General features: G+C 67.1%; 20 protein-coding genes. 12 read left to right on the top strand and 8 right to left on the bottom strand.

Going from position 1 to position 19,856, the window contains the following annotated elements; translation table 11 throughout:
* Positions 1–26 precede the first annotated feature (26 nt).
* The gene (locus NO931_RS05090; RefSeq protein ID WP_256391552.1) at positions 27–743 is read right to left on the bottom strand and encodes a uracil-DNA glycosylase; all 717 of its coding nucleotides are present in this window, start codon (positions 741–743) and stop codon (positions 27–29) included.
* A 2-nt stretch (positions 744–745) separates the two neighbouring features.
* A complete protein-coding gene (locus tag NO931_RS05095; protein WP_256391553.1) occupies positions 746–988 on the bottom strand; it encodes a DUF7860 family protein in 243 nt (80 codons plus the stop codon).
* A 139-nt stretch (positions 989–1,127) separates the two neighbouring features.
* Between NO931_RS05095 and NO931_RS05100 the strand changes: the two genes are divergently transcribed.
* The 5 genes from NO931_RS05100 (at position 1,128) to NO931_RS05120 (ending at position 6,149) form a co-directional block, all read left to right on the top strand.
* A complete protein-coding gene (locus NO931_RS05100; RefSeq protein ID WP_256391554.1) occupies positions 1,128–1,439 on the top strand; it encodes a CGCGG family putative rSAM-modified RiPP protein in 312 nt (103 codons plus the stop codon).
* 79 nt (positions 1,440–1,518) lie between these two features.
* Complete coding sequence (locus NO931_RS05105) at positions 1,519–1,743, top strand: DUF8151 family protein (RefSeq protein WP_256391555.1); 225 nt, start codon at positions 1,519–1,521, stop codon at positions 1,741–1,743.
* A 109-nt stretch (positions 1,744–1,852) separates the two neighbouring features.
* Positions 1,853–5,050 (top strand): isoleucine--tRNA ligase, encoded by a 3,198-nt coding sequence (ileS, locus tag NO931_RS05110; RefSeq protein WP_256391556.1) that lies wholly within the window; start codon positions 1,853–1,855, stop codon positions 5,048–5,050.
* Between the two features lie 67 nt (positions 5,051–5,117).
* Positions 5,118–5,702 carry a class I SAM-dependent methyltransferase gene (locus tag NO931_RS05115; RefSeq protein WP_256391557.1) on the top strand — a complete coding sequence of 195 codons (585 nt, stop codon included), beginning with the start codon at positions 5,118–5,120 and terminating at the stop codon, positions 5,700–5,702.
* 36 nt (positions 5,703–5,738) lie between these two features.
* Positions 5,739–6,149 (top strand): GNAT family N-acetyltransferase, encoded by a 411-nt coding sequence (locus NO931_RS05120; protein WP_256391558.1) that lies wholly within the window; start codon positions 5,739–5,741, stop codon positions 6,147–6,149.
* 6 nt (positions 6,150–6,155) lie between these two features.
* Here the strand turns inward: NO931_RS05120 and NO931_RS05125 are convergent, their stop codons facing one another.
* Both NO931_RS05125 and rnz read right to left on the bottom strand, forming a co-directional pair.
* Positions 6,156–8,147, bottom strand: coding sequence for a DUF460 domain-containing protein (locus NO931_RS05125; RefSeq protein WP_256391559.1), 1,992 nt, complete (start codon positions 8,145–8,147; stop codon positions 6,156–6,158).
* 144 nt (positions 8,148–8,291) lie between these two features.
* Complete coding sequence (rnz, locus tag NO931_RS05130) at positions 8,292–9,221, bottom strand: ribonuclease Z (protein WP_256391560.1); 930 nt, start codon at positions 9,219–9,221, stop codon at positions 8,292–8,294.
* Positions 9,222–9,669: 448 nt separating this feature from the next.
* Between rnz and NO931_RS05135 the strand changes: the two genes are divergently transcribed.
* The 3 genes from NO931_RS05135 to NO931_RS05145 all read left to right on the top strand — a co-directional run bounded on the left by NO931_RS05135 (position 9,670) and on the right by NO931_RS05145 (position 13,489).
* A complete protein-coding gene (locus NO931_RS05135) occupies positions 9,670–11,988 on the top strand; it encodes a DUF7282 domain-containing protein (protein WP_256391561.1) in 2,319 nt (772 codons plus the stop codon).
* 123 nt (positions 11,989–12,111) lie between these two features.
* Entirely contained in the window at positions 12,112–13,116 is a 1,005-nt protein-coding gene (locus NO931_RS05140; RefSeq protein ID WP_256391562.1) for an AAA family ATPase, read from the top strand.
* A gap of 4 nt (positions 13,117–13,120) precedes the next feature.
* The gene (locus NO931_RS05145) at positions 13,121–13,489 is read left to right on the top strand and encodes a hypothetical protein (protein WP_256391563.1); all 369 of its coding nucleotides are present in this window, start codon (positions 13,121–13,123) and stop codon (positions 13,487–13,489) included.
* Between the two features lie 3 nt (positions 13,490–13,492).
* Here the strand turns inward: NO931_RS05145 and NO931_RS05150 are convergent, their stop codons facing one another.
* Entirely contained in the window at positions 13,493–14,614 is a 1,122-nt protein-coding gene (locus tag NO931_RS05150; protein WP_256391564.1) for a methyltransferase domain-containing protein, read from the bottom strand.
* Between the two features lie 318 nt (positions 14,615–14,932).
* Here NO931_RS05150 and NO931_RS05155 point away from each other — a divergent pair, with 318 nt between their 5' ends.
* Positions 14,933–15,493 carry a TATA-box-binding protein gene (locus tag NO931_RS05155; protein WP_256391565.1) on the top strand — a complete coding sequence of 187 codons (561 nt, stop codon included), beginning with the start codon at positions 14,933–14,935 and terminating at the stop codon, positions 15,491–15,493.
* 46 nt (positions 15,494–15,539) lie between these two features.
* Here the strand turns inward: NO931_RS05155 and NO931_RS05160 are convergent, their stop codons facing one another.
* Positions 15,540–16,814, bottom strand: coding sequence for an RNA-guided endonuclease InsQ/TnpB family protein (locus tag NO931_RS05160; RefSeq protein ID WP_256391566.1), 1,275 nt, complete (start codon positions 16,812–16,814; stop codon positions 15,540–15,542).
* Positions 16,811–17,191 carry an IS200/IS605 family transposase gene (tnpA, locus tag NO931_RS05165; protein ID WP_256391567.1) on the bottom strand — a complete coding sequence of 127 codons (381 nt, stop codon included), beginning with the start codon at positions 17,189–17,191 and terminating at the stop codon, positions 16,811–16,813. Before tnpA ends, NO931_RS05160 begins: the two co-directional genes overlap by 4 nt.
* Before the next feature lie 257 nt (positions 17,192–17,448).
* Between tnpA and NO931_RS05170 the strand changes: the two genes are divergently transcribed.
* From NO931_RS05170 to NO931_RS05180, 3 genes are all read left to right on the top strand, one after another.
* A complete protein-coding gene (locus NO931_RS05170) occupies positions 17,449–17,817 on the top strand; it encodes a DUF7473 family protein (protein WP_256391568.1) in 369 nt (122 codons plus the stop codon).
* 51 nt (positions 17,818–17,868) lie between these two features.
* Positions 17,869–18,609, top strand: coding sequence for a bacterio-opsin activator domain-containing protein (locus tag NO931_RS05175; protein ID WP_256391569.1), 741 nt, complete (start codon positions 17,869–17,871; stop codon positions 18,607–18,609).
* A 102-nt stretch (positions 18,610–18,711) separates the two neighbouring features.
* A complete protein-coding gene (locus NO931_RS05180; protein ID WP_256391570.1) occupies positions 18,712–18,942 on the top strand; it encodes a HalOD1 output domain-containing protein in 231 nt (76 codons plus the stop codon).
* A gap of 16 nt (positions 18,943–18,958) precedes the next feature.
* Here the strand turns inward: NO931_RS05180 and hisG are convergent, their stop codons facing one another.
* The gene (hisG, locus tag NO931_RS05185; protein ID WP_256391571.1) at positions 18,959–19,813 is read right to left on the bottom strand and encodes an ATP phosphoribosyltransferase; all 855 of its coding nucleotides are present in this window, start codon (positions 19,811–19,813) and stop codon (positions 18,959–18,961) included.
* Between the last annotated feature and the right edge of the window lie 43 nt (positions 19,814–19,856).

The raw sequence follows: 19,856 nt of genomic DNA on the forward strand, positions 1-19,856 counted from the left end.
CGGGATCGCGTCCCCGGAACTTCCGTTCAGGCATCTGCGCCGGTCAGCCCGTCCAGCGCGTCGCCGATCGCGGCGACGTACTCGTCGGGCTCGTAGCCAAGTCTGGCGATCCAGATATCTTGGTAGGACGGGTGCAGGATCGGCAGGATCGCCGGGTCGATCCCCGGCGCCTCGATCGGTTCGAGGACGGTGTCGACGAAGCCGTCCAGGGTCAGCCCGGCCAGCGCGAACGTCGATGCGGTGGCGTGCTTCCCGGCCGGCACCAGCACGTCGGGAGAAACTCGCTCGATCTCGGTTTCCAGGTGTGCCCGGCAGTTCGCGCGTTCCTCGGCGGTCGGCTCGCGATTCGAGCCGTCATCTCCCTCCGGGAAGCACTTGACGGCGTTCGTGTAGAAACACTCGTCAGCGTAGCCCGCCTCGTCGAGCAGCGAGCGGATTCGGCGGCCGGAGTGGCGCGTCGTGAACGCCATCCCCGTCCAGTTGCCGCCCCGCCAGGGGTCGGCGTCGCCGGCGTCGACCGGCGGGGCCGATTCGGCGTCGCCGCTGGTTTCGGTCTGATCGTCGGCGTCGTCGGGCGGCCGCCCGGCACCGGGCGCCTCGCCGACCACCATCACTGCGGCGTCGGTCGGCCCGGCGCCCCAGGCGATGCACTCGCGGGCCTCGGCCAGCGCGGGGCAGCGCCGGCAGCCCGGTTCGAGGACCAGCCGCTCATCGGGATCGGGGAACGCCGTAGAATCGACCATCGCTACTCCGTCAGCGGCATCACGATGCCGAACACGAGCGGCGCGAACAGGCCCAGCACGACGCCGATGATCTCGGCGCCGGTTAGCAGCGTGTCGATCCCCCCGGGGTGTCCGGCGGCGATTCCGGTCGACAGGACCGCTTCGCCGAGCGCGCCGCCGAGGAACAGCGCGGCGCCGGCGAGAAAGCCGTACTTCGCGAGCGTCGGATAGTCGAGGTCGCCGTAGCGACCCGAGACGTGTGCCATATTCCGAACGAACCGCTCGCCCCAAGGTAAGCTTTCCGTAGCGCCGCGGGTCGACGGCGTCCACGCGGGATGCCGTCACGCCGGCCACCCGAACGTGTTCGGCTCAACGCCCACTCACGTTCGGAGCCAACGTGCAAGTATGGGAACGACCGATCACGGCCACGGCGACGTCGACCCGGTGACCGACCGCGTCCACGACAACTCCTGGTCGGCCAACATGGAAAAGCCCGAGCACGCCGGCGAGCCCGACCTCGTCGTCGAGCAGGCGATCGACGCAGTCGAGCACACGACGGCCGGCAACCACGTCAACCTCGTCACGCACGGCGAGAACGGCCACCCCGAGGCGTACCTCTACGAGGCGCTCGACGCGGAGTACGGCGACGACGTCGAGTGGGAGTACGTCGAGCAGTGCGGCTGCGGCGGGCACGTCACGAGGGTCCACGTCAAGTAGTGCAGCAGATCGACGCCGCCGGGCGCTCCCGTATCGCGCGCCCGAAAGGTCCATAGTTCTCCGGTGGCTGGTAGGGGGTATGCAACTCGAAGTAATCGCCGAACTGATCGCCTATCTCGTCGCCGCGGCGGTGCTGACGGGACTGGGGCTGGCCGCGGAGTTCGCCAGCTTCCTCCGGATCGGTGCCGGCGAAACGACGCTCGCCATCTGGTTCGCCTTCTTTGGCGCCCTGCTGCTGTACGCCGGCGTCTACATGATGGGCTACGAGAAGCTCGCGAAGACCGCGCTGGCGCTCCAGTCCTGAGCGGTCGACGGCGCCGAATCGCCACGCATCGCGCAGTCCCGTTTTCCGCCGCCGAACCGGCCGCTCGCTAACCGATTGTCCTTTACTGCCGGAGTGAGATAGCAGGCACATGGACCGATTCGGGGAAGTCGACGACCAGTACGATCCGGACGCGGTGGAATCCCGCGTGTTCGAGTACTGGGACGAGGTCGACGCCTACGAGAAAGCGAAGGCGGCACGGGCGGGCAACGAGCGGTTCTTCTTCGTCGACGGCCCGCCGTACACGTCGGGCTCGGCCCACATGGGCCACGCCTGGAACAAGAGTCTCAAGGACGTTTACATCCGCTACAAGCGGATGCAGGGCTTCGATGTCACCGACCGACCGGGCTACGACATGCACGGCCTGCCCATCGAGACGAAAGTCGAGGAGGAGAAGGACTTCGAGAACAAGAAGGACATCGAGGAGTACGGCGTCGAGAACTTCATCGACGCCTGCCGGGAGTTCTCCGAGGACAGCCTCGAAGGGCTCCAGGAGGACTTCAAGTCCTTCGGCGTCTGGATGGACTGGGACGACCCCTACAAGACCGTCTCGCCGGAGTACATGGAGGCCGCCTGGTGGGGCTTCGCGCAGGCCCACGACCAGGGGCTGGTCGAGCAGGGCAAGCGCTCCATCACGCAGTGTCCCCGCTGCGAGACCGCGATCGCCAACAACGAGGTCGAGTACGAGGACGTCGAGGACCCCTCGATCTACGTCAAATTCCCGCTGAGCGACCGCGAGGGCAAGCTCGTCATCTGGACGACGACGCCGTGGACGATCCCCGCGAACACGTTCGTCGCCGTCGACGAGGACGTCGAGTACGTCGGCGTCGACGCCGAGAAGGACGGCGAGACCGAGCGCCTGTACGTCGCGGATGGCGTCGTCGAGCACGTCCTCTCGGAGGGTCGCTACGACGACTACGAGGTCGTCGAGGAGATCACCGGCGAGGACCTCGTCGGCTGGGAGTACGACCACCCGCTGCGCGAGGAGGTTCCCGACGCGCCCGACGGCGAGGGCGCCCTGCAGGTGTACGACGCCGACTACGTCGAGGTCGATCGGACGGGACTCGTCCACTCCGCGCCCGGGCACGGTGAGGAGGACTTCGAGCGCGGCCGCGAACTCGGCCTGGACATCTTCTGTCCGGTCGGCGGCGACGGCGTCTACGAGGACTCGGCGGGCAAGTACGCCGGCCAGTTCGTCAAGGACGCCGACGACGAGATCATCGCCGACCTGCAGGACAAGGACCTGATGCTCTCGGCCGGCACGACGAACCACAGCTACGGCCACTGCTGGCGCTGTGACACCGGCATTCTCCAGATCGTCACCGACCAGTGGTTCATCACGATCACCGACGTCAAAGACGATCTCCTCGATAATATCGGCGACTCGGAGTGGTACCCCGACTGGGCCCGCGAGAACCGCTTCCGGGACTTCGTCGAGGAGGCACCGGACTGGAACGTCTCCCGGCAGCGCTACTGGGGGACGCCGATCCCGATCTGGACGCCGGCCGACTGGGACGGCACGATGGACGACGCGATCGTGATCGGCGACCGCGAGGCGCTCGCCGAGCGCGTCGACCAGGACGTCGATCCCGACGCGGTCGATCTGCACAAAGACACCGTCGACGACCTGACGATCACCGAGGACGGCCGGACCTACACGCGCGTCCCGGACGTGTTCGACGTCTGGCTGGATTCGGCGGTCGCGACGTGGGGCACCATCGACTACCCCTCCGAGACAGAGGCGTTCGACGAGCTGTGGCCCGCCGACCTGATCCTCGAAGCCCACGACCAGACGCGGGGCTGGTTCTGGTCCCAGCTCGGCATGGGCACCGCCGCGGTCGGCGAGTCGCCGTACAAGCAGGTCGTGATGCACGGCCACGCGCTGATGCCCGACGGGCGCGCGATGTCCAAGTCCAAGGACATCCGCGTCGACCCCGGCGAGGTCATCGACGACTACGGCGCCGACCCGATGCGGGCGTTCCTGCTGTCGCTCACCGCGCGCGGCGAGGACATGCAGTTCTCCTACGACGAGACCCAGGAGATGCAGCGCCGGCTCAACATCCTCTGGAACGTGTTCCGGTTCCCGCTGCCGTACATGCGGATGGACGGGTTCGATCCGGACCAGACGAGCGTCGAGGACGTCGAACTCGACCGAGAGGACCGCTGGGTGCTCTCGCGCCTGCAGTCGGTCGAAGCCGAAGCGACCGAGGCGATGGAGGAGTTCCGGCAGGACCGCGCGATCGACGCCGTGCTCGAGTTCGTCGTCGAGGACGTCTCGCGGTACTACGTCCAGCTCGTCCGCGAGCGCATGTGGGACGAGGAGGACAGCGAGTCCAAGCGCGCCGCCTACGCGACGCTGTACCGGGTCCTCCGGGAGGTCGTCGCGCTGCTGGCGCCCTTTACGCCGTTCGTCGCCGAGGAGATCTACGGCTATCTCACCGGCGACGCCGAGCACCCGACGGTCCACATGTGCGAGTGGCCCGAGGCCGACGACGACCTCCGCGACGCGCAGCTGGAGGAGGACGTCGATCTGGTGCGCGCCGTCGAGGAGGCCGGCTCGAACGCCCGCCAGCAGGCCGAGCGCAAGCTCCGCTGGCCCGTCACCCGCGCCGTGGTCGCCCCCGACGACGAGCGCGTCGTCGACGCCGTCGAGCGCCACCGCGACCTGCTGGCCGACCGCCTGAACGCCCGCGAGATCCAGCTCGTCGACCCCGACGACGACTGGGGCGAACTGAGCTACAGCGCCGAGGCCGACATGAGCGAGCTCGGCCCCGCGTTCGGCGACCGCGCCGGGCAGGTGATGAACGCGCTCAACGAGGCTCGTGTCGACGAGCCAACCCTCGACGCGCTGGAGGACGCCGTCGCCGACGCGCTCGAAGCCGACGACGAGCTCACCGAGGCGATGGTCTCCTTTGTCACGCAGACGCCCGACGCCGTCTCCGGCTCGGCGTTCTCGCGCAACGGCGACGATCTGGGCGTCGTCTACGTCGACACCGAGCTCAACGAGGACATCGAGAGCGAGGGGTACGCCCGCGAGGTGATCCGACGCGTCCAGGAGATGCGCAAGGACCTCGATCTCGAGATGGACGCCTCGATCCGACTGGAGATTGACGTGGCCGACGACCGCGTGGCCGGGCTGGTGCGCGAGCACGAGGAGCTGATCACGCAGGAAGTTCGCGCAGAGGAACTCGGTTCGGTCGAGGTCGACAATGGTAACCGGAAGACCTGGGAGGTCGAGGGCGTCGAGATGACGCTGGCGGTCGAGCCGCTGGCGGAAGCCGCGGCGTAAGCGCGAGCGCAAACTCGACCCTCTGACAGCGCCCACTTCTTTGTCGTTCGAGCGGGAGGAAATTGCCATGGACGAGGTCCGTCGGACGCTCGACGCCTACGAGTCCGACGCCGACGCGTACGTCGAGAAGTATCTCGGCGGGTCGATCGCCGCCCAGTACGGTGACGCGTTTTTCGACGAACTCGACGGCGACCGGATCCTCGATGTCGGCTGCGGCCCCGGTCCCGATCTCGAGACGTTCGCGAACCGCGGTTACGACGCGACGGGGCTGGACCTGTCGCCGTCGTTTCTCAGGGCCGCGAGCGACCACGTTTCCGACGCCGCGGTCGCTCGCGGCGACATGCGTCGACTCCCCTTCGAGGCGAGGTCGTTCGACGGCGTCTGGAGCAGCGCCTCGTTGCTCCACGTCCCCCGCGCGGATGCGGCGTCGACGCTCCGGGAGTTCCGGCGCGTCCTGCGCCGCGGCGGCGTCGCCTTCGTCTCGGTAAAGCGCGGCGAAACCCCCGGTTCCGACCCGAACGGCAGACACTTCGAGTACTACCGCGAGCGGGAGCTCCGCGAGCTGCTCGCCGACGCCGAACTCGAGCCGGTCAACGTCCGAACCGATACCAACTGGGTGAGCGCCGTCGTCCGTCGGCCGGACTGCGCGTAACCGAAGTTTCATCTCTCGATCACGAGACGGGCCGGTATGGAGATCCGCGAACTCGACGCAGAGCGCGAGCGTCGCGACGCCGTCCCGATCCTGCGCCAGCTGTGGTCCGACGCCGATTCCGAGGCGATCGTCGCGTGGACCGGCGCAGACGAGTACCACCTGTTCGGGCGCTTCGACGGCGAGGACCTCGTGGGGGTCGCCGGCGTCCAACTCGGCAACCACCTCCACCACGCCCGGATCGCGTGGCTCTACGACCTCGTCGTCGACGAGCCGCGCCGGGGCGAAGGTCACGGTACCGCGCTGCTGGAACACGTCGAGGCGTGGGCCGCCCAACGGGACTGCGAGTACGTCGCGCTGGCGAGCCCGCTCGACAAGGGGGCGGTTCACGAGTACTACGAGGGTCGCGAATACGAGCGGTGGGGCTACGTTATCGAGAAAGAGCTCTGACCCGGGTTACAGGCCGGACGCCCCGGCCTCGTCGTCGCGCACCCGGTGCTCGCTGATGATCTGGTCGACCATCTCGGCGTTCTGCTCCTTGCGCCGTTCTTCGGCGCGCTCGTGCCAGTCCTCGATGACGGCCTCGACGTCCGTCTCCCGGGCCACCGCGAGTTCGTCGACCTCCTGCATCCGGACGTCCGCGGCGGGGCCGACCGGAATCTCGTGCTCGAAGAGGATCTCGTCGGCGACGTCGGAGAGGTCGCCGCCGGCTTTGAGCACGACGCGGGGATCGACATCGACGAGGCGCTCGGCGGTCGAGCGCCCGGCGCCGCTGGCGTCCCGGAGGAAGATCACGTCGTCCTCGGCGAGCCCGTAGTTCTCGTGGGCCGCTTCCAGCGCGTTCGTGGTGAACGTCTCGACGGGCTTGATCGGGACCAGATCCTTCTTTTTCGCCGAGACGTCCGCGAAGTTCGAGTGGTCGAGCTTCCAGAGCTCCTTCAGGCGGTCGAGCTTGCCTTCCAGGGCCTCGTTGTCGTCTTCCAGTTCCTCGATCTCTCGCTCTAGACGCTCGTTCTTGCGCTGGAGTCGGGTTACCTCGCGACGCTCGCGGGCCTCGCGGCGCTCCTCGCGGCGGGCTTCCGAGAGTTCGCCCTCCAGTTCCTCGATGCGGTCGTCTTTCTCGTCGACGGTGTCTTCAAGCTGGTCGACGTGGGACTGCAAGCGCTCGACCTGGCGTTCGAGGTCGCGGATGCGCTTTTCCTCGTCGGTGAGTTCGCGGGGCGTGTGTTCGGTCTCCTCGGTCTCCGCTTCGTCGGGCTCGGTGAGGTCCTCCAGAACCGTTTCGACGGACTCCTCGCCGGTGACGACGCGGGCGGTGACCTCGCCGCGGTCGAACTCCGGAGGCACCTTGCGGGCGATCCGGCGGAACTGGTCCTCGCGCTCGTCGAACGCCGACAGCGCGGCGGCCATGGCGTCCCGTTCGTGGTCGTTGTCGTACCCCTCCTCGCGGGTGCGGTGTTGCTTGGTGTCGACCGGCAGGTCCGAGGTCGGCGTCCACGGGGCGGCGTCGAAACTGCGCCGGATCTTCTCGACGGTCTCGGGCATCGGCGTCACGTCGGCCGCCACGAGGATCGGCCGCCCGCGCTCGACGATCCACTCGATCACGGCGGCGGTGTCGGCCGTCCGCGTCGAGAGCACGTCGAGCACTTCGCCGTCGAGGCCGACGACGGCGACGGCGGTCGTCGTCCCGGGGTCGATCCCCACGAGCACGTGGTCCCGGCGCTTGACGAGCGGGTGGAACTCGATGCCGTCGCGGCGCTCGCGCTCGATCTCGATGCGCACGTCGCCCGAGCGCTCGCGGCCGACCGGGATGTCCTCGGGTCGCCCCGACACGCGAAATATCGCGTTGCTGAACCCGCCGTACTTCTCGGTGACGTCTTTCTCGTATTCGAGGGCGGCGTCGTCGAGTTCGCTTTCGACCTCCCGGGAGCGACGCTTGACCGAGCCGTGGATCTTGCGCGTGTAGCGGTCCTCGCTCCAGCCGCCCTTGCCCGTCGAGCGCCCTCGGGCGACTTTGACCTCGGTCGTGTCGGTAAAGGCCGACACCTCGTAGCCGACGTTCCGCGCGGCGAGTCGCGCTGCGGCTTCGGCTTCCTGCATCGGGTCCTTGCCGTAGGGGACGCCGTGGCGCTTGGCCACCCGCGAGAGCGGTTCGGGCTGCTCGTCGCCGGTCACCTGCACGAGCCGCGTGCCGTCGGGCAGGTCGCCCAGCAGCGCGATCAGGGCGTCCTTGTTCTCCGCCAGCTCGTACATGTTGTCGGTGGCGACCATCGCGGGTTCCCGGTCCACGATCAGCCGGCGGAGCTTGCGGTAGCTGACGACGTCCCGCTCGATCGACTCGCCGTCGAAGACACACAGCGCGTAGGAGGGCGCGTCGCCCCGCACGTCCCCGCTCTGGACGTCGACGCCGAAGACGACCGCGTCGAGGGCGCTCGTTCGGTGGCTCACGGCACTGTGTAAGGAATCACCACGAATAAATCCACGGCGGGCACGAGCGTCGACGCCGACCGGCTGCTCGCGTCGACTGACTGCTCCCGTCGACCGCTGCCCGACGAGCCGGGCGACGAGTGGTCGAGGAGCCGATTCGATCCCCTACTCGCCGTCGGGATACGGCACCTCGACGGTCTGGCCGTCGTCGGGCGCGAACACGTCGCCGTCGAACGCCTCGCGGGCCTCCCGAAGGTGGGCGCCGACGTCGCCGGTGTACCGCGAGGAGACGTGCAACAGCGCGAGCCGGTGGACGTTCGCTCGGCTCGCGATCCCGGCGGCCTCGCGCGCCGTGGCGTGGGCGGTCTTTTGGGCGCGATCCGCGCGGTCGTCGGCGAACGTGGCGTCGTGGATCAGCAGGTCGGCGCCCTCGGCCATGTCAACGGTGCGCTCGATCGGGCGCGTGTCGCCCGAGTAGACGATCTTGCGACCCGGCCGCGACTCGCCGACGACCTGTTCGGGGTCGATCACGGTGCCGTCGTCCAGTTCGACCGACTCGCCCTCGTGGAGCCGCGAGAACTTCGGCCCGACCGGAACGCCAAGCTCCTCGGCTTTTTCGCGGTCGAACCGGCCCTTGCGGTCGTCCTCGACGAGCGCGTAGCCGACGGCGCTGGTGCGGTGCGTGACTTCGAACGCCCGCACCTCGTAGTCGTCGCGACGCAGCGCGACGCTCCCGTCTCGGACCTCGTTGAGCCGCAGCGGAAACGAGGGGCGCGCGCCTGCCGCGTCGACGAACTCTCGGAGCTCGCCCTTCTTGCCCGGCGGGACGTGGATCGTCAGCGCGTCCTCGCGGTCGTTGAAATCCAGCGTGTCGAGCAGCCCGGGGATGCCGTACACGTGGTCACCGTGAGTGTGGGTGACAAAGAGATGCGAGACGCCGAAGCCGGTGCCAAAGCGCATCATCTGGCGCTGGGTGCCCTCAGCGCAGTCGAACAGCAGCTGGTCGCCCTCGCGGTTGACGGCGATCGCCGGCGGGTTGCGCTCGGTCGTCGGCACGGCCCCGCCGGTTCCGAGGAACGTCGCGCGCAGCGTCATCTGCTCGCAACTGGTCGGCCGACGGGTAAACCGGCTTCGGATCGACGCCCCTCCGCGGTAGCGGGTCGTACGATCCGTCGGCGTCGATCGTCGGCGTCGCGCAGCCGATCGGCGGTGGCTCGCGACTGCGCGTCGGCGTCCGGCGCCGGATAACGTCGAGTTACCGGTCGGTTCCGCGGCGAACGCCGCGACGCCGGTCGGAATGCCGAGCGCCTGTGGCCCAGCTTATTCGGGGAGCGATCGGTAAACGGACCGTACTTACCGACCGACGAGAACAATCTTGGGTCAGCTTACCGACGAGTACGGAACTGGTACTCAGTGAACGATAGAGCCTGTTTATCCGCCTATTAGGCCTGCGAAAACACGTGCGGCGCCAGAGCCGTGCGTGACCCCGCGGTGCGTGACCCCGCGACTCGCAGCGGCACCGGCAGCCGCGCCCGTACAAACCATGAAACAACCGAACCGACGGACGATCAGTGTCCTCTTCGTCGCGATTGCCCTCGTACTCGCGATCGGCCCCGCCCTTGGCGCGGCCGGCGCGACAGCACCGAGCGTGCAGGAGGGAGACGATGCTACCGACGACGGAATCACCGACGAGTCGGAGGACACCGGCGCACAGAACGGTACAGACGACACAGACGAAACTGACGACCAGAGCGAGGACGACAGCGAGTCCCAGACGCGGACTACGATCGACCGGATCACCATCGATCGGATCTCGACCGACTACGTCACGATGGAGAACGTCACGATCGAAGGGATCAACATCACGACCAGCGCGGCCGAGATGCTGTTCGGTCAGATGCCCGACGATGGTATCGACGTCGACGACGGCCTCGACAACGAGACCGACGATGGAATCGACAACGAGACCGATGACGGCCTCGACAACGAGACCGATGACGGCCTCGACAATGAGACCGATGACGGCCTCGACAACGAGACCGATGACGGTCTGGACAACGAAACGGACGACGAACAGCTGACGGAGCCGAACGCGTCCGTGACGTTCGAGGACCAGGAAACCAACGGTAGCACGGTCACGGTCGACAGCGTCAACGTCTCCGAGGGCGGGTTCGTTACGATCCACAACAGCTCGCTGCTGGAGGGCGCGACGTTCGACAGCGTCATCGGCTCCTCGGAGTACCTCGACCCCGGCGAGCACGAGGACGTCGAAGTGCAACTGTTCGACAACGAGACGGTGCCGGGCGCCGAGTTCGATCAGGACGCCCTGGAGGACAACGAGACGCTGATCGCGATGCCCCATCTCGACACGAACGACAACGAGACCTACGACTTCATCGAGACCGAGGGTGCGGAAGACGGTCCGTACACCGAGGACGGTGAAGCCGTGATCGACGACGCCGAGATCACGGTCGTCGACGGCGAGATGGAGAACGTCACCGACGATAACATGACTGACGGTGACGAGATGGACAACGTCTCTGACGGAGATGAGATGGACAACGTCTCCGACGATAACATGACCGACGGAGATGAGATGGAGAACGTCACCGACGATAACATGACGGACGGTGACGAGATGGACAACGAGACCGAGATGGCGGGTGACGCTCCCGTGCCGGAGGGCGATTCCTACGGCGTGAGCAGCCTCGAAGCCCCCGAGACGGCGACGGTCGGCGAGACCCTCAACGTCTCGGCGGAGATCTCGAACCCGAACGACTTCGAGAGTAACCAGTCCGTCGAGTTCCGTCTCGACGGCGACGTTGTCGACCGCCAGTTCATCGTTCTCGAAGGCGGCGAGAACGAGACCGTGACCTTCGAGATCCCCTCTGACGGGCTCGAAGCCGGCGACTACAACCACGGCATCCTGACGTTCGACGAGGGCGAGGTTGCCGACATCACGCTCGAAGCGGAGGAGGAAGACGACGAGGAAGAAGCGCCGGTCGACGACGGTGAAGACGAGGAAGACGCCGAACCCAACGCCACGGTGACGTTCGACGATCAGGAGACCGACGGTAGCACGGTGACGGTCCAGAGCGTCAACGTCTCCGAGGGCGGGTTCGTCACGATCCACGACAGCTCGCTGCTCGAAGGAGCGACGTTCGACAGCGTCGTCGGGTCCTCCGAGTACCTCGACCCCGGCGAACACGAGGACGTCGAGGTCCAACTGTTCGACAACGAGACGGTGCCGGGCGCCGAGTTCGACCAGGACGCCCTGGAGGAGAACCAGACGCTGATCGCGATGCCCCACCTCGACACGAACGACAACGAGTCCTACGACTTCATCGAGACCGAGGGTGCGGAAGACGGTCCGTACACCGAGGACGGTGAAGCCGTGATCGACGACGCCGAGATCACGGTCGTCGAGGATGACGTCGACGAGGCGACGGACGACGCGGAACCGTCCGCGACGCTCGACGTCGCCGACCAGAGCGGTGACGGTACGACCCTCGAGGTCGCCGAGGCCTCCGCCGACGAGGACTTCTACGTCGTCGCCAACTACGACGGCGAGACGTCCGAGAGCCCGACGTTCAACGCCGTCGAGGAACGCCTCGACTACTCGTTGACGCTCGACCCGCCGATTGAGGACGACACGACCGTCGAGGTCGCCATCCTCGCCGCTGAAGACGACGAGGAACTGACGAGCCAGGAGATCGAGTACACCGTCGAGGCGGACGGTGACGCCGACGTCGAGGACGGTGCGGACGACGGCGACGCGAACGCGACCGACGGGACGACCAACGAGACCGACGGCGACGCGACGGGCGTCGACGGCAACGAAACGGCCGCGCTGCTCGCCTGAGAACGCCGATCGGTCCGTCACCTCGCGACGCGGCCAGGCGCACAGCACGCGAACCGGGTCGCGGCGGCGGGGCGCCGCCGCCGACCGACCGATTCTTACTGACGCGCACAGTACGAGCGGGTAATGGAACCGCCGCTGTGGATCGACGAGCACGCGCCCGCGCTGGCGGATCTCCCCCAGTCGGACGCGCGCGACTACCTGACCGAGGGCGTCGACGAGCCGATCAACCTCGTGTTGCACGGCCCGCCGGGCAGCGGCAAGACCGCGGCGGTGCGCGCGCTGGCCGACGCCGCCCACGAGAACCCCGACAGCGACCTGATCGAGATCAACGTCGCGGACTTCTTCGATCGCACGAAGACCGAGATCAAGAACGATCCCCGGTTCGCCTCGTTCCTGGAAGGCAAATCCAGCATGGCCAAGCGGGATATGATCAACCACGTCCTCAAGGAGTCGGCCAGCTACGCGCCCGTCTCCGGCGAGTACAAGACGATCCTGCTGGACAACGCCGAGGCCGTCCGCGAGGACTTCCAGCAGGCGCTGCGCCGGGTGATGGAGCAGCACCACAAGACCACCCAGTTCGTGCTGACGACGCGCCAGCCCACCAAGCTCATCCCGCCGATCCGCTCGCGCTGTTTCCCGGTTCCCCTCCGGGCGCCCTCTCACGAGGAGATCGTCGCCGTCCTCGAAGGCATCGCCGACGCCGAGGACGCCGAGTACGACGCCGACGGTCTGGAGTACGTCGCGGGCTACGCGGCCGGCGACCTCCGCAAGGCGATTCTGGGCGCCCAGACGACCCACGAGCAGGAAGACGAGATCACGATGAACGCGGCCTACGAGACTCTCGGCGAGGTCGGTACGACCGACCGGATCGAGGAGATGCTCGACGACGCCGAAGCCGGGGAGTTCACCGACGCCCGGAAGACGCTCGACGACCTGCTCGTCGAGGAAGGATTAGAGGGCGAGGAGGTGCTCCGGGACGTGCTCTCGGTCGCCCAGTCGCGCTACGACGACCGGACGCAGGCCGAACTGTACCGCGCGGCGGGCGAGGTCGATCTGGATCTCACCGAAGGGACCAACGATCGCCTGCACGTCTCGCACCTGCTCTCGCGGATCCCCGAGATCGCCTGAGACGATGCGATTGCTCCGCAACTTCTCCGTCTGGCTCGCGCTCGACCTCTGCGTCAAGTTCGTCGCGATGCCGGCGATCGGCACCGTCACCGCTTCGACGGCGCTGCCGGCGTACGCCAGTAGCGTCATCAGTCTGGCGCTGACGTACGGCGTCCTGCGGCGCTATCCTGATCTCGATGTCGGCGCGCTCGGGAACGCGGCCGCTCTCGCGATCTGTCTCGCGCTGGCGGGCCACGTGATCGTCGCCCTGACCGTCGGCCGGACGCCGCTCCGCGAGGTCGGGATCGGCGTCGTCGCGCTCTCTCTGGCGGCGGCGATCGCCCGCGAGCGGTGGTTCGACGGCGGCCCGTCCGCGCCCGACGCCGCCGCCTGATCCTCACTCCGGAACGCCGGCCGACTCGCCGCCGCCGCGTTCGAGCACGAGCACGTGTCGATCCAGCGACCGGTGAACGCGCCGCTCGAACCGATTCTCGATCCGCCAGCCGGCAGCCCGCGCTTCGGCGTCCCACGGCCGATCGGCGACGACGACCGCTCTGGGAGCGATCCGGTGGGCCTCCACGAGCGCGCCGGCGACCAGATCCGAGAGATCGAGGTTGGCGATCTTCGACTGGCGGCCGTACGGCGCGTCGAACACCACGGCGTCGGCGGCGTCGTCCGGGATCGGGAGCTGCGTGGCGTCGCCGCGGGCCGTCCCGAACGCGGCGTCGTCGGGGAGCGCGTGGGCGAGGTTGCGCGCCGCGCCGCGGGCCATCTTCCCCTGAGCGTCGGTGCCGAGCACGTCCGCGCCGGCCAATCCGGCCTCGATCAGGACGCCGCCGGTGCCACACATCGGGTCGACGACGAGCGCGCCGGGCCGCGCGCCGGCGAGGTTGGCCAGCGCGCGGGCGAGCAGCGGGTCCATGCTGCCGGGCTGGAAGAACGGCCGGTCGGTCGGCGCGCGCTCGCCGAAGTCCCGGCGACTCTCGGCGACGACCCAGCCCAGCGCGCAGCCCGCCTCGCCGTCGACCGCGCGGTCGTCGATCGGGATCGCGTCGCCGCGCCCGGGACCGCCAGCGTCCTCCGGGTCCGCCTCGCGCGGATCGAGTTGTCCCTCGCGCTCCCACGCGACGGGGTCGGAAAACAGCGCTCGCAGCACGTGATCGGGGTCGTCGAGGTCGACGTCGAACCCGCGGTCGACCAGCAGGCCGCCGAGTTCGCGCTCGACGCGCTGGGTATCGACGCCGGTCGAGCCTCGAACGTCCTCGGCGCGCACGGCGACCGATCCCTCGCGATCGACCGCCGCGGCCGAGAGCAACGCGCTTGCGCTCTCGAGGTCGGCGTCGGCCAGCCCGACGAGCTCGCTCGCGCGGCGGGCGTACGCCAGCGTCTCGACGCGCTGGCGCTCGACGGCGCCGGCGGTGGCGAGTCCCGGCGCGAGCAACTCGACGCCCGCGGCCGCGCTCCTCGCTTCGCAGGCGGCGAATCGGTCGTCCTCGCCGCCCAGTTCCAGCAGGTACACGCCGCACAGTCGGCCGCGCGAACGTATGAAACGGCCGGTTCCTCGCCCGCGCTCGCTCGCGGGACGTGACGGGCACCTACCGGCAAAAAATGCCGATTGTCGGCGGGTGTCCGCGGTCGGCGCCGGACCCGCTGACGCCTCGATCTCCCCCTTTATCAGCGGGTGGGTGTTACCCTGCAGACGACCCACAGCCCGCCGATGCCCTGCGATTCCGAGGGCCCGCGTCGGCGCGAAGCGTCGCGCTCGTTCCGCGTCAGCGACGTATCAGACCGTGGCATGAACCTTTATAAGCCTTAAATACATCCTTTAAAACGTACTATGAGCGACCCCAAGGAAACTATCAATATCGAAAACGTCGTCGCCTCGACGGGGATCGGGCAGGAGCTCGACCTCCAGAGCGTCGCCATGGACCTCGAGGGCGCCGACTACGATCCCGAGCAGTTCCCCGGGCTCGTCTACCGCACGCAGGATCCCAAGTCGGCCGCGCTGATCTTCCGGTCGGGCAAGATCGTCTGCACGGGCGCCAAGTCGACCGACGACGTCCACCAGAGTCTGCGCATCGTCTTCGACAAGCTGCGCGATCTGGAGATCAACGTCAACGAGGATCCCGAAATCGTCGTCCAGAACATCGTCACCTCCGCGGACCTGGGCCACAACCTCAACCTGAACGCGATCGCGATCGGCCTCGGTCTGGAGAACATCGAGTACGAGCCCGAACAGTTCCCCGGGCTGGTCTATCGCCTCGACGACCCCGAAGTCGTCGCGCTGCTGTTCGGTTCGGGTAAGCTCGTCATCACCGGCGGCAAGAAGCCCGAGGACGCCGAGCACGCGGTCGACAAGATCGTCTCCCGGCTAGAAGACCTCGGCCTGCTGGAATGACACTCTCCTCGCCCTAATGGGCGAGGATTCCTCCGTTGGGATTCAGCTACTGACCCACGGAGGCAACTTGCGGATTCGTGCGCACTTCTTTGAGACTCTCGTGAGGGTGTGGTTTCCCCGACCATTCGTGATCGTCCCACTCGAATCGCACGGGCCGTGCCATCGGCCTGACTTCCGTATCGCTGTGTTCCCGAAGGAACGTCTCTGACGCCGTGAGATCGGCGTGCCCCTCGAATCCGCACGGGCACGTCAGCGTCTCCCCGTGGCGAATCGTCGCGTCGTGGTCGCCACACTCGGGGCACGTCTGACTCGTCCACGCTTCCGACTCGGCTTCGAGGCTGATGCCGTATTCCTCACAGACGCACGCGAGGCGGTGGATGAACTTCTTGAACGCCCAGAAGTTGTGCGCCTTCTCGTTCACCCTGACCGACCAGTGCGTGTCCAGCACGTCGGTCAAATCACCCACGTACACCGTCGCCACGCCCTCATCGTACAGCCGTTCAACGAGGTCGCGTACCAGCGCGTTCTGTGCGTGGTCACGGCGTTTCGTCCGCTGTCGGTACAGCCGTTGAATCCGCTTGGAACTGTAGCGTCCCTCGCGGAGTTTCGACTGTAGGCGGGCGATTTCGTTGGTCGTCTCGCGGAACCGTCCGAACAACTCACGACCGTCGTAGAGGTATTGGTTCCCAGTGGTCGTTGAACAGGCGACGAGATTGTTTGCGCCAACGTCGAGGGCGGCTTCTTCCGAAGCCAGTGGTGAATCCAGTCGAGAATCAGGGACGGTAACTGGTTGAAAAGCCCTGAACGTGTCGCTCACTTCGTCGTACTCCAGTTCCAGACGACCCCGTTTGCCGTCCCACTTCGGGTTGCCTCTGACTTCGAGGCGAAGTCGTTCGTGGTAGCCGAGTCCGTATTCATCTTTCAGTTCTTGCCCGACAGGGATTTCAAGACGGCTACGCTTGCCCCACTGAATCGTGTACTGGTCGCATCGGATGTAGGTACGGAGTTCGCGTCCGTCCTCCTCGTTGCCCCAGTACGACGGTGGGTTGGCATACTCGCCGTTCTCCTTGAAGGCGAAGAACGACCGCCACGCTTCGCTGTTCTTGCGCGTGACCTGTTGAACGGTCGCACTACCTACGATACCGTTGTAGCGTCCTCGGTACTCGGACGTGTCCCACACGTCGCCGTCACCAAAGTAGTTCTGACGACGTTCGTAGGTCAGTTCATTCCACAGAGAGGCGGACGCGTCGAGTAGCCGTAGGAGGCACTCTTTGTCGTTTTCGGACTGTGGAACGGCCTTGAAGGTGTTGACCCGCTTCATTCGTCGTCCCCTTTCTGTTCAGTGACGTAGCGTTCGACAGTTCCCTTCGAGGTACTTTCTTCCGTGCCGACATAGTACGAACGAGTCCACTTCACGCGGTCGTCGTAGCGTTGGTTGTACTTCCGCGCCGAGATGCCCTTGACCCAGTTGACGATGAGGGACGGGGCGTTCTTGGGTGGACTCCCGATGAACAGGTGTACGTGGTCGGGCATGACCTCGGACTCGGCCAGTTCGAGGTCTTTGTCCTCGCAGATTTCCGCGAAGATGGTTTCGAGACGTTCCTTCGTCTTCCCCGTCAGGTGCGAACTCCGATATTTCGGCACGAACACTATGTGATAGTAGAGTTCATATTTCGCATGACGGGTGCTCTTTACCATCTATGTATACTATACTATTCGGACGTGTTAAACATTGCGTTAGAACCTGTCTATGGACTTATCAGCGATCGTATTCTGTTGGTCAGCTTCACCCCCGTCCTAAATTTCTGCAATCTGTAGTCGGCACCGCACCGCTGCGCGCTCTGACGTACCTGCCGCCGCTCAAGCGTTCGCTCGATCCGCTTTTCGGCTCTCGGCGGCGACGCCCCGCCTGAACGTATCAGCACGTACAAGTCCCGGCAGCCGAAGCCACAGGCATGGTCGGTCTCGCGCCCGCGCAATCGCTCCCGTTCGGCTCGATCCCGGCGGTGCTCGGCACGCTGTTGATCGCCGCCGTGTTCTACGGCGTCACCGCCCACGTCGCCGCCCGGTACGTGCTCGGCGACGTCCACTTCGAGCAGGGGCTGCTCGTCGGCATCGTCCCCGCCACGATCCTCGTCGTCGGCGTCTGGCTGCTCGGCGAGGGGATCGGGCTGTACGTCGCGCTGGTCGGCGCGCTGGTCGGCGACTTCGTCGCGATCGACCGCGTCTACGACCCCGGAATTAAGTGGTCGATCGCCGTCACGCTCGTCCACTACGCGGTGAGCGTCCTCCTGGGGGTCTGGGTCACGAGCCTCTTCCTGTGACGATCGCTTCACACCCCGTGCTTACTATGCGGGCGGACGAACTTCGAACCGATGGCTGCGTCCGCGCCCTCGCCCGACGGCGGCGTCGAACTCGTCTTCGAGATTCGCGACGAGCGCTACCTGTTCACGACGCTCTCGTCTGAACTGAACGCTGAGGTGGTCGCCCGCCAGATCGTCCAGCGCTCGGACAACGACCTGCTGGAGTTTTTCACCGTCGCCGACGCCGACCCGGAGGCGGTGACCGCGTTCGCCGCGGAGTTCCCGGGCATCGAGCGCGTTCGGACGATCCCGCGAGCGGACGACGAACTGCTCGTCGAGGTCGTGGTCTCGGGACCGTGCCTCGGCGCGGCGATCGCCGACGCCGGCGCGGTCGCGCGCGACGCCGTGGCCGTCGATGGCATCGCGACGGTCACCGTCGACGTTCCGCCCGGCGTCGCCCCGCGAGCGGTGTACGACGCGATCGAGGAGCGCCACGAGGTGTCGCGGCTGGTCTCGAAGCGCCAACAGTCCGCCGCCGGAATCGTGCCGGTCAGCGACGTCGACCGGCTGCTCGACCCGCTGACGGACAAGCAACTGCGGGCGCTGAAGGTCGCGCTCGCCGGCGGCTACTACGACTGGCCGCGCCAGAGCACCGCGACCGAGTGCGCCGAGGCGCTGGGCGTCTCGCAGCCGACGTTTAGCCAGCATCTCCGGCGCGCCGAGTCCAAGCTCCTGACCGCCGTCTTCGAGGCCGCGACCCGATCGTCGATCGATCGGGACGCCCAGCCGGAGCTGGAGAACCTTTCCTCATAGGCACCGACGTTACCCGTCGGTCTGACGTATCGTCGGGTACCGATGCAGCCGATGTCCACGCCCTCTCCACCGGCCGGTGACGAGTCGTCGTCCGACGATTCCGTGAGCCCCGCGATCGCCGTCGTGCGCTCGATCGCGTCCGCGACCGGTCGCCAGCCCCACGAACTCGCCCCGCTGTACGACTCGATCGATCCCGACGCGCTGGACGCGCTGTTCGAGCACGCCCGCGACCGGTCGGCGTCGACCGGCGTCTCCTTCTCTCACGACGGCGTCGAGGTCGAACTGTGCGTCTCGCCGGACGGCGGGCTCACCGTCGACGTCGACCCGGCCTGAGATCGGCGTCCCCGCCCTACTCGACGAGTCGCTCGATCTCGGTGACGAGGATGTCGCTGGCGCCGGCGTCCTTGACGTCGTTGATCGTCTCGAACACGTCGGCCTCGTCGACGACGGCGTGGACGGCGACCAGGTCTTCCTCTCCATCCGCTATGTCCATCACCGTCGGGCCGCCCATCCCCGGAATCACGTCGCGCACGTCGTCCAGACTGTCCTCGGGGACGTTCATCATCAGGTAGCGCTTTCCGTCGGCCGACAGCACCGACTCCAGCGCGGTCGCGATCTGCTGGACTTTCTCGTCGTCGGCGACGTCCTCGCGGGCAAAGAGTCGGACCGAGCTGTCGAGCACCTCGTCGATGATCGCCAGCCGGTTGACCTTCAGCGTCGTTCCGGTGGACGTGATGTCGACGATGGCGTCGGCCATCTCGACGTGGGGCGTCAGCTCGGTCGCGCCCGTCACTTCGACGATCTCGGGGTCGATCCCCCGCTCCTCGAAGTACCGGCGCGTGATTGTCGGGAACTCGGTGGCGACTTTCTTGCCGGCCAGATCCTCGACGGCCTCGATGTCGCCGTCCTCGGGCGCTGCGAGCACGAGCCGACACTGCCCGAAGCCCAGATCGAGCAGTTCGGCGACGTTGCCCGGTTCGGCTTCCGAGAGCTGGTCGTGGCCGGTGATGCCCACGTCGGCGGCGCCGTCGCTCACGTACTCGGGGATGTCGGCGGCCCGCGCGAACAAAAGCGTCACGTCGGGGTCGACGGTGTCGGCGTACAGCTTCCGGTCGGCGCCGTCGACGACGTGTAGCCCGGCGCGCTCCAGCAGGTCCAGCGTGGGGTCGTGCAGGCGACCCTTGTTGGGGACGGCGATTCGCATTTGCCCGTGATTCGCGGGCCGCGGGGAACTGTTTTTCGACCGA

Source organism: Natronoarchaeum rubrum (assembly GCF_024494695.1).